This is a genomic window from Clavibacter californiensis (assembly GCF_021952865.1).
GTDB lineage: Bacteria > Actinomycetota > Actinomycetes > Actinomycetales > Microbacteriaceae > Clavibacter > Clavibacter californiensis.
This window is the reverse complement of the sequence record NZ_CP040792.1, coordinates 3039644-3053578: the sequence shown is the minus strand read 5'-3', so window position 1 is coordinate 3053578 and position 13935 is coordinate 3039644. Positions and strand designations below refer to the sequence as shown.

The following is a 13935-nucleotide window of genomic DNA, read 5'->3' as shown; positions in this document are numbered from 1 at the left end:
GCCGCGATCAGCCCGCGCCCTGCTCCACGACGAACTCGATGCAGCGCACGAGGGCGCGCACGTCGTCCGGCTCGATGGCCGTGAAGGTCGCGACCCGCAGCTGGTTGCGTCCGAGCTTCCGGTACGGCTCGGTGTCGACGACGCCGTTGGCGCGGAGCGTCTTCGCCACGGCGGCCGCGTCGATGGAGTCGTCGAAGTCCATCGTCACCACCACCTGCGAGCGGTGCGCGGGATCCGTCACGAACGGCCGCGCGTACTCCACGCGCTCCGCCCACTCGTAGAGGACGGAGGACGACTCGCGCGTGCGGGCGTCGGCCCAGGCCAGGCCGCCAGCCCGGTCGATCCAGTCCAGCTGGTCCTCGAGCATGAGCAGCGTGGCGAGCGCCGGGGTGTTCAGCGTCTGGTTCAGGCGCGAGTTGTCGACGGCGTTCTTCAGGCTGAGGAACTCGGGGATCCACCGGCCGGACGCCGCGATGCGGTCCACGCGCTCGAGGGCGGCCGGGGAGAACAGCGCGAGCCAGACGCCGCCGTCGCTCGCGAGGTTCTTCTGCGGGGCGAAGTAGTAGACGTCGGCCTGGGCCGCGTCGAAGTCGATGCCGCCGGCCGCGCTCGTCGCGTCGACGACGGTGAGCGCGCCCTCGTCGCCGTGGACGCGGGTGACGGGCGCCATGACGCCGGTGGAGGTCTCGTTGTGCGGCCACGCGTAGACGTCGACGCCCTCGACCGGGTTCGCGGATGCGCGGCTCCCGGGCTCGGCGCGGATCACGTCGGGCGCCTCGAGGAAGGGCGCCGCGGCGGACTTCGCGAACTTGCCGCCGAACTCTCCGAACACGAGGTTCTGGCTGCGGCGCTCGATGAGGGAGAAGGCCGCGGCGTCCCAGAACGCCGTGGATCCGCCGTTGCCCAGCACGACCTCGTAGCCGTCGGGCAGGCGGAAGAGCCGGGACAGCCCGTCGCGGACGCGCCCGACCACGTCCTTCACGGGCGCCTGGCGGTGGGAGGTGCCGAGGATCTGCGCGCCCGCGAGCGCGAGGTGGTCGAGCTGCGCCTGCCGGACCTTGGACGGGCCGCAGCCGAATCGTCCGTCGAGGGGCAGCAGTTCGGTGGGGATCTTCGTCGTCGGCATGCCGCAATGCTAGAGGACCGCCCTCGATCGCCCCGGGCCCGTGACGCGCCCCCGCGCCTGTCATCCCGCACCCGGGGAAGTAGGCTGGTCCGTGGCGCAAGGGAGGCCCGATGACTGATCTCGTGGACACGACGGAGATGTACCTCCGCACCATCCTCGACCTCGAGGAGGAGGCCATCGTCCCCCTGCGGGCGCGCATCTCCGAGCGCCTCGGCCACTCGGGCCCCACCGTCTCGCAGACGGTGGCGCGCATGGAGCGCGACGGCCTCGTGATCGTCAGCGGCGACCGCCACCTCGAGCTCACCCCGGAGGGCCGCAGCAAGGCCGTCCACGTGATGCGCAAGCACCGCCTCGCCGAGCGCCTCCTCAGCGACGTCATCGGCCTCGAGTGGGAGTTCGTGCACGACGAGGCCTGCCGCTGGGAGCACGTGATGAGCGAGCAGGTGGAGCGCAAGATCCTCGACCTCCTCGGCCACCCCACGGAGTCGCCGTACGGCAACCCCATCCCCGGGCTCGACGAGCTGGGCGACTCGCCCGCCGTCGCGTTCATGGCCGGCGTCGTGAGCATCGTCGAGGCGTCGCTCGGCACGACGGAGGACGCTCCCGCGCGTGGCGTGATCCGGCGGCTGGGCGAGCCCGTGCAGTTCGACCCGGAGCTGCTCTCCCAGCTGAAGCAGGCCGGCGTGCTGCCGGGCGCGACCGGATCCTTCTCCCGAGAGGGCGCGTACGTCCTGGTGCGGGTGGACGGGGCGGGACCGGGGCTCGAGCTGCCGCTCGAGGTCGCGGGGCACATCTTCATCGGGCGCTGACCCGACGTCGGGGTTCCCGGCACCGAAGGCGGGCGGATCCCCAGGACCCCCCCGGACTGGGCACACGCGGGGAACGCGCCGCCCTCACCGGGGATTCCGTCCGGCATCCATCGTGAGGATGACGTCTGCCGTTATGGATTCGTTAGAAATATGGTCCCTCAGGATGACAAACGGGAGCCCGTCCCTTACTCTCGAACAGGCCCGACCGACCACCACAGAGGTTCCGGGCCCGGTGCAGGGCGTCTCGACACCCGTCCCCTGCATGAGTACCCCTCGACGACCTTGGAGGGACGGGGCGCCAGCATGTCCGGCGTCGAGACGCAGGAGGTTGACAACTTGGCCCATGGTGACATCAGCGGTTCCGTCGGGAACCCGTCCGACCCGACTCGACCGCCCGCACCTGGGATGGATCGTCTGCCCACTCGCCGCGAGCTCCGCGCCGCCGAGGCCGCGAAGGCCGTCCGGCCGCGTCGCGACTCCGCCACCCGCACCCTCCAGGCCCCCGCTCCCCGCCTGAGCCCGGCTCCGGCGCCCGCCGGCCGTTCGCGCCGCACGAAGGCCGCGAACGCCGTCGTGATGACCCTCGTCACCGGCCTCGTCGGCGTCATGGCCATCCCCGCGTACGCCGCGGGATCGCAGCTCGAGCACACGTCGTCCGCCGAGGGCGCGTCGCTGCAGGACTACACGGCCGCCAACGCGCAGGTCGTCACCGCCGACAACGCGTCGTCCGCCCCGGTCGAGGAGGGCTTCACCGCCACGTCCGTCGCCGACCTCAACGCGCAGAAGGCCGAGGCCGCTCGTGCCGCCCTCGCCGAGCAGCGCCGCACGCAGCTCGCATCCTCCGCCACGACGTACGACGGCGCGTCCGCGTCGCAGCTCGCACAGAACCCGATCTACCCGGGCACCTCGGCCACCGGCGTCGCCGCCGTCGCCCGCCAGTACCTCGGAGTGCCCTACGTCTTCGGCGGCAACACCCCCGCGGGCTTCGACTGCTCGGGTCTCGTCCAGTACGTGTTCGCCCAGTTCGGCCTCAACCTCCCGCACTCGGTGCGGGCGCAGGGTGCGGCCGGCGTCACGGTGCCGGCCTCCCAGGCGCGCGCCGGGGACATCGTGGTCTGGAACGACGGCAGCCACGACGGCATCTACACGGGCAACGGCATCATGATCGACGCGCCGAAGCCCGGCGACCACGTCAAGGAGCGCCCGGTCTGGAGCTCCAACGTGCACTACGTCCGCCTCCTGGGCTGACACCGGCACGAGCACGACCCCGGGAGGCCGGCGGCACGCATCCTGTGGGATGCGCCGCCGGCCTCCTGCGTTGCCCGGGACAAACGGGGGACGCTGGGCTACCCTGTCCGGTGAGACGTCCCTCGACCCGCCCGGGAGCCCCGATGACCACCGCACCTGACATCCGCACCATGGATGCGCACGTGCGCCACGGCCATCGGCACCATCCCCGGATGGGCAGCCACCTGTTCCACCCGAGCGGTCACCCGCTCTCCTAGAAGGCATCGCCGAGCACTCGGCGGTGCCTTCGCGTGTTCCCGGGGGCGGGACGCCTCATTCGGATTCCTGGAAGCCGTCCAGGCCGGTCTGAGAGGGATTTCGTGCGCACACTGGTACTCAACGCGGGCTTCGAGCCGCTCGCCGTCGTGTCGTTCAAGCGGGCCCTGGTGCTCGTGCTGAGCGGCAAGGCCACCATGCTCGCCCAGGACGAGGAGCACCCGATCCTCGGGAACGGCGGTGCGTGGGGGCGCCCGTCCGTGATCCTGCTCACGCGGTATGTGCGGATCCCGCACGCGCGTCGCGTGCCCGTCTCGCGGCGCGGGGTCCTGCGCCGCGACGGCGGCCGGTGCGCGTACTGCGCCAGGAACGCGACCACCATCGACCACGTCCTCCCGCGATCCCGCGGCGGCAAGGACACATGGGAGAACCTCGTGGCCTGCTGCCTGTCGTGCAACAACCGCAAGAGCGACCGCACGCCCGAGGAGATGGGCTGGACGCTGCGCACGGCGCCCCGGGCGCCGCAGGGGAGCGGCTGGGTGGTCAGCGGGATGGAGCGGCCCGCGCCCGGATGGGACGAGTTCCTGGCGCCCGCGGCCTGATCCGGGCGTCCCTCGCCTCCGTAGGCTGAGGGGATGACCGCCGACGCTCGCGTATCCCCGACCCCCGACGACCCGTTCCTCTGGCTGGAGGAGATCCACGGGGACCGCGCGCTCGCATGGGTGCGAGCGGAGAACGAGCGGACGCTCGGGCGGTCCCCGGAGGGGTCGCGGGCCGATCTGACGGGCGAGCTGCTCGAGGTGCTGGAGTCGGACGAGCGGATCCCCTACGTGACCCGGCACGGCGAGCACCTCTACAACCTCTGGCGCGACGCCGACCACGTGCAGGGACTCTGGCGTCGCACGACGCTCGACGAGTACCAGGCGCCCGCGCCCGAGTGGGAGGTGCTGCTCGACCTGGACGCGCTGGGCGAGGCCGAGGGGATCCCGTGGCAGTTCTCGCGGGCGCAGCTGCTGTCGCCGGCGCGCGACCGGGCGCTCGTGTCGCTCTCGCCGGATGGCGGGGACGCGGTCGCCGTCCGCGAGCTCGACCTCGGCACCGGGCTCTTCGTCGAGGGCGGATTCGAGGTGCCGGTCGCGAAGACGATGGTGTCGTGGATCGACCGGGACACGGTCTTCGTCGGCACCGACTTCGGGCCCGGCAGCCTCACCGAGAGCTCGTACGCGCGCACCGCGCGCCGCTGGAGCCGCGGGCAGGCGCTGGCCGCCGCCCCTGAGGTGCACGCGGTCGCGGCCACGGACATGCTCGTCCACGTCACGCACGACCCCACGCCCGGATTCGAGCGCGACGTCGTCCGCGAGGTGCCGGACTTCTTCACGTCGCGCACGCTGCTGCTCACGGACGCGGGCACGGTGCCGATCGACGTGCCCGAGGACGTGGACGTCGACCTGCACCGCGAGTGGCTCGTGCTTCGACCACGCACCGACACGGAGATCGGCGGCGTCGTGCACGCCGCGGGCTCGCTGCTGGCGGCGCGCCTCGACGACTTCCTCGCCGGATCCCGGGAGCTCACCGTGCTCTTCGCGCCGACCTCGTCGCGGAGCCTCGAGGACTGGGCGTGGACCGCGGGGCACCTCGTGCTCACGCTGCTCGAGGACGTGGCCAGCCGGATCCGCGTGCTGACGCCGCCGACCGCTGCGGGGCCCGCCGGGTGGCGCGAGGAGGACGTGCGCGTGGGGACGCCGCTCGCGTCCGTCTCCGTCGTCGCGACCGACCGCGAGACCGACGAGTACTGGCTCGCCGTGACGGGGTTCCTCACTCCTCCGACGCTGCTGCACGGCGTGGTCGGCGAGGGCGCGCCGCGACCCGTGAAGGAGCAGCCGGCGTCGTTCGACGCCGACGGCCTCGAGGTGCAGCAGCACTTCGCCGTGTCCGACGACGGGACGCGCGTGCCGTACTTCCAGGTGGGTCCGCGCGACCTGCCGCTCGACGGATCCGCGCCCACGCTGCTCTCCGGCTACGGCGGCTTCGAGAACAGCCTGCTGCCGTCGTACAGCGGCGTCAGGGGGCGCGGCTGGCTGGCGCGCGGCGGCGTGTTCGTGCTCGCGAACATCCGCGGCGGTGGCGAGTACGGTCCCGCGTGGCACCGTGCGGCGCTCCGGGGAGAGCGGCACCGGGCCTACGAGGACTTCGCGGCGGTGGCGCGCGACCTCGTGTCCCGCGGCGTCACCGTGCCGGCGCGCCTCGGCTGCGAGGGCCGCAGCAACGGCGGCCTGCTGGTCGGCAACATGCTCACGACGTACCCGGAGCTGTTCGGCGCGGTGGTCTGCGGCGTGCCGCTGCTCGACATGCGGCGGTACACGCGGCTGTCGGCCGGGGCGTCGTGGATCGCCGAGTACGGGGACCCGGACGTGCCCTCCGACTGGGACTTCATCCGGACCTTCTCGCCGTACCACAACGTGCGCGCGGGGGTCGCGTACCCGCCGACCCTCGTCTACGCGGCGAAGAGCGACGATCGCGTGGGTCCGGTGCAGGCGCGGAAGATGGTCGCGCTGCTGCACGAGACCGGGGTCGAGGACGCCTGGTACTTCGAGAACACGGCGGGCGGCCACGGGGGATCGGCGGACAATCTCGCGACGGCGCGCCTGCAGTCGCTCATCCACGCGTTCCTCTGGGAGCGGCTCGGCGGCGTGCCGGCGGGGGACTGAGCGGAGGCGCGGCGGCGTGACGGGCGGCCGCGCCGGCCGTCAGCCGACGCGGCGAGCCGTGGCGCGGCCGCGCAGGCCGGACACGAGGTCGGTCAGCATCGCCGTGGGCTCGAGCCCCACCTCGCGGTCGAGGCGCGTCCGGTAGATCTCGTAGGCGCGGAGGGCGTCGGACTGGTTGCCGGCGGCCACGTGCACGGTGATGAGGCAGCGCTGCGCGGTCTCGCGGAGCGGATCCACGTCGATGGCCCGTCGGGCCGCTGCCGCCGCCTCCTGCAGGCGCCTGCGGGCCATGAGCGCCTGGGACTGGGCCTCGAGCACGTTCACGCGCAGGTGCCGCCACTCCTCCGCCGCGGGCTCCAGCCAGGCCTCGAACCAGTCGGGCAGGAGGTCCGCGCTGAAGAGGGCCACCGCGGTCGGCGAGATGTCCGCCTCGTCTGGTTCCCCGTGACGAGGCTCGAGCAGGCGGGCGGCCGTCGCGCGGGCCGTCCGGAGGTCGACGTCGACCGTGTCGTGCAGCACGAGCCCGCCGGATGCGGAGCCGACGATCTCGCGGCCGCCGTCACCGAGGCGGGCGATGGCGGAGCGGAGGCTCGACGCCGCGCGGCCGTCCAGCGCGTCGGGCCACAGCTCGCTGGCGAGGGTGCCGCGGTCGGCGGGGCGGGCGCGGATCGCGAGCGCGGCGATGAGCCGTTTGGTGCCCTCGGAGAGCGCGGCTCCGGTCGGATCCGGGCCGGGGGAGGCGGACGAGGCATCGGTGCCGAGGCCCGCGACGCGGAAGCCGCCGAGCACGTCGACGCGGATCACGAGGGCGCTCCGTCGCGGATCGCACGGGCGGCGAGGAGTCGAGCGGAGGCGGGTGGGCGGCGCGTCCAGCGGACGGATCCGCCGTCGACTCGCTGATGCATCAGGCACCCCCATCGCGGCCACCGTATCCGTTCGGACACGAAAGCCCACCATGGGCGTGCTTTTGGGGCTACGCGCGAGGGAGCGCCCGACGACGGTTCGTCGGGCGCTCCCTCGGCGGATCCGCGGGGCGGCTACCGCTGGGCGGACCTGCGTCGAGCGTTCCAGCCCAGTCCGAGCGCGCCCAGGACCAGGGCGGCGAGGCCCCAGCCGATCGTCGGCGTGGGGTCGTAGCCCGTCACCGGCAGCGATCCGCCGGGCGTCGTGCCCCCGGGGATGATCGGGATCGCGGTGGTGCTCGTCGGGGTGGGCGTCCCGGCAGTCGGCGTCGGCGTGCCCGCCGTGGGGGTGGGCGTGCCCGGGGTCGGCGTGCCGACCGTCGGCGTGGGAGTCGGGACCGTCGGGGTGGGCGTCGGCGCGGTGGGCGTCGGCGTCGGGACCGTCGGGGTGGGCGTCGGCGCGGTGGGCGTCGGCTTCGGCACGGTGGCGGTCGGCGTCGGGACCGTCGGGGTGGGCGTCGGCGCGGTGGGCGTCGGCGTCGGCACGGTGGCCGTCGGCGTCGGGACCGTCGGGGTGGGCGTCGGCGCGGTGGGCGTCGGGGTCGGCGCCGTGGGCGTCGGGGTCGGCGCCGTCGGCGTGGGAGTCGGGGCGGTCGGCGTCGGGGTCGGCGCGGTGGGCGTCGGGGTCGGCGTCGGGACCGTGGGGGTGGGGGTGGGCGCCGTCGGCGTGGGCGTCGGCGCGGGCGTGGTCGGCTCGACCGTGGGGGTCGCGGTGGGCGTCGCCGTCGCCGTCGGCGTCGGAGTCACGACCGCGGTGACGAAGTTGCTGATGTTCGTGGCGCAGGTGACGGTCGCGCCGCCGCCGTTGCCGGAGCCGTTGCACTGGTTCACCGAGACGAGGAGCGCGGAGGTCTCGGTGGACGTCGGGACCGTGCAGGTCACGCGACCCGCTGCGCCGCCGCCGTTGCCGGAGCCGTTGCACTGGGTGACGTCGGCGCCGGTCGTGTTGGAGACGGGCGAACAGGCGGTGCCGCCCGCGGCGCCGTCGGTCGCGGAGCCGATGCACTGGTTCACGGTGGCGGGCGTGGTGGTGCTCTCGCCGACGATGTTGTTCGTGATGTCCACGTTGCAGATGACATTGCTGCCGCCGCCGTTGGCGACGCCGTTGCACTGCTCGACCGCGGTGATGATGATCCCGTCGCGCTGCGACACCGTCGTGGTGCAGAGGGGAGCCGCTCCCGCGGCGCCGGCGCACACGCGGGTGGTGACCGTCGATGATCCGGTCTGCGTCGCGACGTCCAATTCGTTGACGACGGTCACGTCGCATTCGACCTGGTCGCCACCGCCATTGGGGGTGTCGTTGCACTGGCTCGTCGTCGTGGGGGAGACGGCGGCGGATGCGGACTGCATCTGACCGGTCAGGCCGACGACGGCGACGAGCGCGATGAGCGCTGCGCCCGCGGATGCGAGGACGCGAGCGCGGATGCGGCGACCCGGGCGGCGGGCGGGAATTGCGGTCCCGGGTGATGCGAGGTGTTTCGGCACGGTGCTCCTTCTTCTGGGCAAGCGTGCTCGCGCCCCCGCGACGGATCCGCGACGCGGGCGTGACGCGCGCGTGTCGCCCGGCGCGCCGCGCCTCCCGTGTCCCGGCAATCCGGGGCTGCGTGATTCATTACGGGGAACCCGCGGGACGACGAAGAGGGCCGATCCTGTGGCGGATCGGCCCTCTTCGCACGTGCTGCGCGCGGTGCGCGCGTCGTGTCTCCTACTTGTTGGCGCGGTACTCCTCGAGCAGGTCGGCGGAGATGCGCCCGCGCTCGGAGACCTTGTGGCCGTGCTCGCGCAGCCACTCGCGGGCGGCGCCGAGGTCCTCCTTGGGGGCGCTCGAGGACGAGCGGCGCGCGCCGGCCGAGCGGCCGGTGGAGGCGCGGCCGACGCGGCGCGCGCGGTCGACGTAGGTGTCGAGCGCCTCACGCAGCTTCGCGGCGTTGGCGTCGCTCAGGTCGATCTCGTAATTCACGCCGTCGAGCGCGAACGGAACGGTCTCGCCCTTTCCCTCTTCGATGACGACGCCGTCGATGTCGTCGACGAGCGTGGTGACAACCTTGCGAGCCACGTCTGTTCCTCTCATTGCAGATGGTGCATCAGATGATGCGGCGAGCGCCACGATACCCGTTCTCCCCGGGAAATCCGACACCGCGCGTGAATCAAGGAGGAATTCATGTCCGATTCGTGGGGAGATGACCTCGCGATACGTCTCCATGGGCGCTGCGACCGCATTCCGCCCACGCGGGGGCGCGGTATCGCGGGCCTTTCCCGCGCGCCATCGCGCGGTGCGGCAGGCATATCGCCGGGGAATGCCCCGCGCTCTCCCCACTCGAGGAATAAATATGGGCCCACGCCGCGGGGATGCGGAGGGCCCGCGGAGACGTGCTCCGCGGGCCCTCGTATGTGCTGATCCCGGCGGGATCAGTAGTACTCGCCGTGGCGGTAGTCCCACGACGGGAACGACCGGGCGAGCGCCGACATGATGACGTCGACCGCGAGGCCTCGGCGGATGAGCGTCGGGTTCGGGGTGACCGAGCGCTCGCCGCGCTGCTCGGGGATGAGCGCGCCGGACGCGTCGACCATGGAGACCATGACGCCCTGCTCGTGCCGGCTCGTCTCGTCGAGGCCGGGCTGGATGGACGCGACGTAGTCGTCGGCGGCGACGATGGCGTCGGCCTGCTGCTCGATGCGCTCGCCGATGCCCTCGACGCGACCGCGGTTGCCCTTGCCGGACGGGTTGGCGGAGCTCGCGAACGACAGGCGGCCGCTCTCCCACAGGCGCTCGGCGAGCTGCTCGGCGGGGCGGCCGAAGCGGATCACGAAGCAGCTCGTGCCCCGGCCGTCCATGGCGAGCTGGCCGGCGACCTCGTCGGGGATGAGGTGCTTCGCGTCCTCGCGCCACGGGAGGATGCAGCCGAGCAGCACGTCGGCGTCCCAGTGCTCCTGGTAGAAGGCGAGGATCTCGTCGTTCAGCACGGCGAGCTCCTGCAGCTGGGCGATGCTCGTGCAGAGCACCACGCCCGGCTTGTCGCGCTTGCGCTGCTTGGCGTCGAACTTGCGCTCGAGGCCGGCGCCGTCCGTCGTCATGAGGATGTAGCCGACCTTGGTGGCGGCGACGACGAGGCCTCCCGGGGTCTCGAGGGCCTGGGCGGCGCGCTCGTCGAGCGTGCCGTCCCAGGGGATCGTGCGGGTGGTGTCGGTCATGGGCGCGTGCCTCTCGTGCGTGTCGGAGTGGAGCCGCCGGGCGCACCTGCGTCGGGCCCGGGTGCGCGCAGCCGCGCGTGCGGCGGATGGGCGGTGATGTCGACGGTAGCGCGGTTGCCGGGTGGAGCGGGTGAGCGTGCACAGCAAAGGATCGCCGGCCGCCTCGAACGGGGGCTCATGGCGGCGGGGGCGGCTGCCTAGCCTGAGGGGATGAGCGCTGCCGCCGGCTGGTACGACGACCAGGATCCCCGCTACGTCCGCTGGTGGGACGGCGAGCGGTGGACCGAGCACGTGCAGCCGAGGCCCGAGGCGGCGCCGCAGGAGCCCGAGCCGATCGCGCCGGCGGCCGAGCCCGTCGACCGGCTCTCCAAGCGCGAGGCCCGGGAGCGCGCCGCGGCGGCCGAGGCGCACATCGCGCAGCTGGAGGACCTGATCAGGCGGCACGGCATGCGCGACTTCGCCGAGCTGGACGACTACCGGGCGCGCGCGGAGGCGGAGGCGGAAGCGGCGCGACGGACGGGCGCCAATGCGGCATCCGCGCTGGTCGCCGCGGCCAGCGCGGAGCGGGACCGGATCCTGGCGGAGGCGGCGGCCGAGCGCCTGCGGGCCGAGCAGGAGGCGGGAGCGGTGCGCCTCCGCGCCGAGGAGGAGGCGGGTGCCGTGCGTCGGCGGGCCGAGGCGGAGCTGCAGGCGGTCGACGCGGCGGTGCACGAGCGGATCGAGACGCGGCGCGCCCTCGACGCCGAGCTGACGGCCGCCCGCGCCGAGCTCGTGGACGTGACCACCACGGCCGAGCTGCAGGGCGTCGGCCTGTTCGACTACGACCACCCGGCGGAGTCGTCGGCCGAGCTCGCGTCGCGCCTGGAGGCGCTGCGTTACACGATCAAGAACGCCGTCCGCGACAAGAGGGCGGTGACCGCCACGTCCGGCTTCACGTTCAACGGATCCGAGGCGCAGGGCCGGCGGTTCGTGAGCGACATGTCGAAGGTGCTGCTGCGCGCCTACAACGCCGAGGCGGAGAACGCCGTGAAGGCCACGAAGGCGGGCAACCTCCACGTCGCCCGGAACCGGCTGACCAAGGCGGCGGAGCAGATCGCCCGGAGCGGCACGATGATCGACCTGCGGATCCAGGACCGATACCACGAGCTGCGGCTCGAGGAGCTGCAGCTCGCGAGCGCGCACCTGCGCGTGCTGCAGGCGGAGAAGGAGATGGAGCGGGAGCGCCGGGCGGAGCTCCGCGAGCAGGCCAAGGCGTCCGCGGAGCTGCAGGCCGAGCACGACCGCCTCGACAAGGAGCGCGCGCACTATGCCGCGACGCTGGCGGCGCTGGAGAGCAAGGGCGACGCCGAGGGCGCGGCGCGAATGCGGGATCGCATCGAGGACGTCGACCGCGCGCTCGTGGGGAGCGGACCATGCAGAAGTACCGCGATGCCATCGAGCGGAAGCGCCGGGAGGCGGGAGGGGACGGGGACCCGCGCTGATGCGTCGCCTCGGCGCGTGACCGCTCAGAGGCCGCGCGGCCCCCATGCCTCTGCGAGCAGCTCGTAGGAGCGGACCCGGGCCGCGTGGTCGTGGGTCGTCGTCGTGACCAGCAGCTCGTCCGCGCCCGTCACGCGCCGGAGCGTCTCCAGCTTCTGCACGACCGTCGCGGGATCCCCCACGATGCGCGTGTCGAGGCGGTCCTGCACCTGCGCGAGCTCCGCGACGTCGAGCGGCGCGGCGGCCTCGTCGTCGGGGGCGGGGTAGGCGATCGCACCGCGACCCGAGCGGATCGAGAGCACCCAGCGCGCGAACCCTGAGGCGAGGCGTCGGGCCTCCGCGTCGGTGTCGGCCACGAGCACGTCGGCCGAGACGATCACGTGCGGGGCCGCGAGCACGCCCGGGACGAAGTGCTCGCGGTACGCCGCGACGGCGTCGAGGACGCCCCACGGCGTCGAGTGGTAGTTGGCGCCGAAGGGGAGGCCGCGGGATCCGGCGACGCGGGCGCTCTCGCCGGCGGACGACCCGTGGATCCAGACCTCGACGGCAGACCCGTCCGCCGGCGGCGCCGCGATGGACCCGATCTCGGGATCCGCGTACGTCCCGTCGAGGAAGGCGAGCAGGTCGTCCACCGTCTCGTCGAAGGGCGCGACCTCAGTGGCGCCGCGTCGGAGGAGCCGGGCCTGCAGCTGCGCCCTCGACCGGTCCCGGAACATCAGGGCGCGTGCGGGCACGAGGAGCCCGTCGACGACGCGGGCCTCGGGGGCGGCGGGAGCGGCGGCTCCCGTGCCCGCCGGCTGCTTCGGCGGCATCGGCGAGCGGCCGAGCCCGAGGTCGAACCGCGGCCCGTACAGGCCGGTGACGGTGCCGAACGCCTCCGCCACCTGCAGCGCGCTGTGGTTGCCGATGAGGGTCGCCGCCGAGCCGACCCGGATGGAGCGGGTCGCCGCGGCGACCGCCGCCAGCATCGCGTGCGGGCTGGATCCCGCGAGCCCGGGGTTCATGTGGTGCTCGGCGAGCCAGTACCGCGCGTAGCCGGCCGCCTCCGCGCGCACGGACAGGTCGACGCTGTCGCGGAGCGCCTCGGCGGACGACGACCCGGCGGAGACGGGGACGAGGTTGAGCACGGAGAGCGGGGCGCGCGTGCGGGAGTCGGTCCGGTCGCTCGCAGGGGTCATGGGCGGTGCTCCTCGGATCGGCGGCGCGGGCCTGCCCGGCGACGCTCGCCGGGACGATGGCTGCTGCCCGGAGCTGCGCCGTCGAGGCGATCCGTGGGGCGCATCGTCGCGGCGCGCTCGGGACCGCCTCAGTGTGCGGGGAGGGGGGCCCGAGGCGATCCGGTTGTCCACCGGAGGGGGCGACGAGGTGACCTTCGGCTTGCGCCTCACTTCGCGCGTGCCGCCGCGATCCGCGGGAACTCCACCGCGATGACGCGCCACAGCACCTCCGTGTCCGTCCCGTCGTGGTCGTGGGCGACGAAGTCCCGCACCGGGCGGATCCCGCTCCAGTCGATGTCGGGACGGGCCTCCCGGAAAGAGGAGGGGAGGTGGTCGGCGGCGGTCGAGAGGTCGACGAAGCGCGCGTGACCCCGCGCCGCCACCCGTCGAGCGGAGACCGCGAACCGTGCGACGTCCTCCAGCAGCGCCGGCACGCGTTCGCCGTCGAACATCAGAGGGCCACGGCCTCGGCTCGGATGCGGTCCATGACGGGGCCCGTCCCCCTGTCGGACACCACGTCGACATCGAGGCCCAGCAGCTCGGCGATCTCGGCCATGAATCCCGCGAGGTCGAAGGGGACGCGTCCGGGCCGAGATGCACCAGGAGGTCCACGTCGGATCCGGCCGTGGCCTCCCCGCGGGCGACGGACCCGGACAGGCGGACGTCGCTCACGCGTCGGCGGGTCGCGACCTCGAGGCTCCGCTCCCGCGACGCACGCACGCGCCCGAGCGACGGGACCCCCGTGCGGGCCGCGAGCTCGCCCTGCGGCAGCGCCACCCCGCGGCGCAGCCGACGCAGCTCCTCAGCGACGGACGCCTCGCGCACGACCGCGATGACAGCGGGCCGACATCGCGAGGAGGACGGTGCCCCTGGAGGGACTCGAACCCCCAACCCTTTCCTTAGGACGGAACTGCTCTTCCATTGAGCTACAGAGGCTGA

At 73.6% G+C, this 13935-nt stretch carries 12 protein-coding genes and 1 tRNA gene; 5 read left to right on the top strand and 8 right to left on the bottom strand.

What is annotated here, in order from left to right:
• Positions 1-7: 7 nt before the first annotated feature.
• A complete protein-coding gene (serC, locus tag FGD68_RS14630; RefSeq protein WP_119373085.1) occupies positions 8-1126 on the bottom strand; it encodes a phosphoserine transaminase in 1119 nt (372 codons plus the stop codon).
• A gap of 110 nt (positions 1127-1236) precedes the next feature.
• Here serC and FGD68_RS14625 point away from each other — a divergent pair, with 110 nt between their 5' ends.
• The 4 genes from FGD68_RS14625 (at position 1237) to FGD68_RS14610 (ending at position 6146) form a co-directional block, all read left to right on the top strand.
• Positions 1237-1935: a metal-dependent transcriptional regulator gene (locus FGD68_RS14625; RefSeq protein ID WP_104235111.1), complete on the top strand. Its 699-nt coding sequence runs from the start codon at positions 1237-1239 to the stop codon at positions 1933-1935.
• A gap of 405 nt (positions 1936-2340) precedes the next feature.
• Positions 2341-3183 carry a C40 family peptidase gene (locus FGD68_RS15570; RefSeq protein WP_315850995.1) on the top strand — a complete coding sequence of 281 codons (843 nt, stop codon included), beginning with the start codon at positions 2341-2343 and terminating at the stop codon, positions 3181-3183.
• Between the two features lie 359 nt (positions 3184-3542).
• Positions 3543-4040 carry an HNH endonuclease gene (locus tag FGD68_RS14615; RefSeq protein ID WP_104235109.1) on the top strand — a complete coding sequence of 166 codons (498 nt, stop codon included), beginning with the start codon at positions 3543-3545 and terminating at the stop codon, positions 4038-4040.
• Between the two features lie 33 nt (positions 4041-4073).
• Positions 4074-6146 (top strand): prolyl oligopeptidase family serine peptidase, encoded by a 2073-nt coding sequence (locus tag FGD68_RS14610; RefSeq protein ID WP_119373086.1) that lies wholly within the window; start codon positions 4074-4076, stop codon positions 6144-6146.
• A 39-nt stretch (positions 6147-6185) separates the two neighbouring features.
• Here the strand turns inward: FGD68_RS14610 and FGD68_RS14605 are convergent, their stop codons facing one another.
• The 4 genes from FGD68_RS14605 to FGD68_RS14590 all read right to left on the bottom strand — a co-directional run bounded on the left by FGD68_RS14605 (position 6186) and on the right by FGD68_RS14590 (position 10300).
• Positions 6186-6950, bottom strand: coding sequence for an AfsR/SARP family transcriptional regulator (locus FGD68_RS14605; RefSeq protein WP_104235107.1), 765 nt, complete (start codon positions 6948-6950; stop codon positions 6186-6188).
• Positions 6951-7183: 233 nt separating this feature from the next.
• Positions 7184-8593 carry a hypothetical protein gene (locus FGD68_RS14600; RefSeq protein ID WP_237609610.1) on the bottom strand — a complete coding sequence of 470 codons (1410 nt, stop codon included), beginning with the start codon at positions 8591-8593 and terminating at the stop codon, positions 7184-7186.
• A 220-nt stretch (positions 8594-8813) separates the two neighbouring features.
• Positions 8814-9164, bottom strand: a complete 351-nt coding sequence (locus tag FGD68_RS14595; RefSeq protein WP_104235106.1) for a histone-like nucleoid-structuring protein Lsr2 — start codon at positions 9162-9164, stop codon at positions 8814-8816.
• A gap of 353 nt (positions 9165-9517) precedes the next feature.
• Complete coding sequence (locus FGD68_RS14590; RefSeq protein ID WP_119373807.1) at positions 9518-10300, bottom strand: L-threonylcarbamoyladenylate synthase; 783 nt, start codon at positions 10298-10300, stop codon at positions 9518-9520.
• Positions 10301-10510: 210 nt separating this feature from the next.
• Between FGD68_RS14590 and FGD68_RS14585 the strand changes: the two genes are divergently transcribed.
• The gene (locus FGD68_RS14585; RefSeq protein WP_237609609.1) at positions 10511-11848 is read left to right on the top strand and encodes a DUF4041 domain-containing protein; all 1338 of its coding nucleotides are present in this window, start codon (positions 10511-10513) and stop codon (positions 11846-11848) included.
• Here the strand turns inward: FGD68_RS14585 and FGD68_RS14580 are convergent.
• The 3 genes from FGD68_RS14580 to FGD68_RS14565 form a co-directional block, all read right to left on the bottom strand.
• Entirely contained in the window at positions 11806-12957 is a 1152-nt protein-coding gene (locus FGD68_RS14580; RefSeq protein WP_119373801.1) for an LLM class flavin-dependent oxidoreductase, read from the bottom strand. The two genes, FGD68_RS14585 and FGD68_RS14580, sit on opposite strands and share 43 nt — an antisense overlap.
• 206 nt (positions 12958-13163) lie before the next feature.
• A complete protein-coding gene (locus FGD68_RS14575) occupies positions 13164-13448 on the bottom strand; it encodes a HepT-like ribonuclease domain-containing protein (RefSeq protein WP_182480987.1) in 285 nt (94 codons plus the stop codon).
• A 412-nt stretch (positions 13449-13860) separates the two neighbouring features.
• Positions 13861-13932, bottom strand: a tRNA-Arg gene (locus FGD68_RS14565).
• Positions 13933-13935 lie beyond the last annotated feature (3 nt).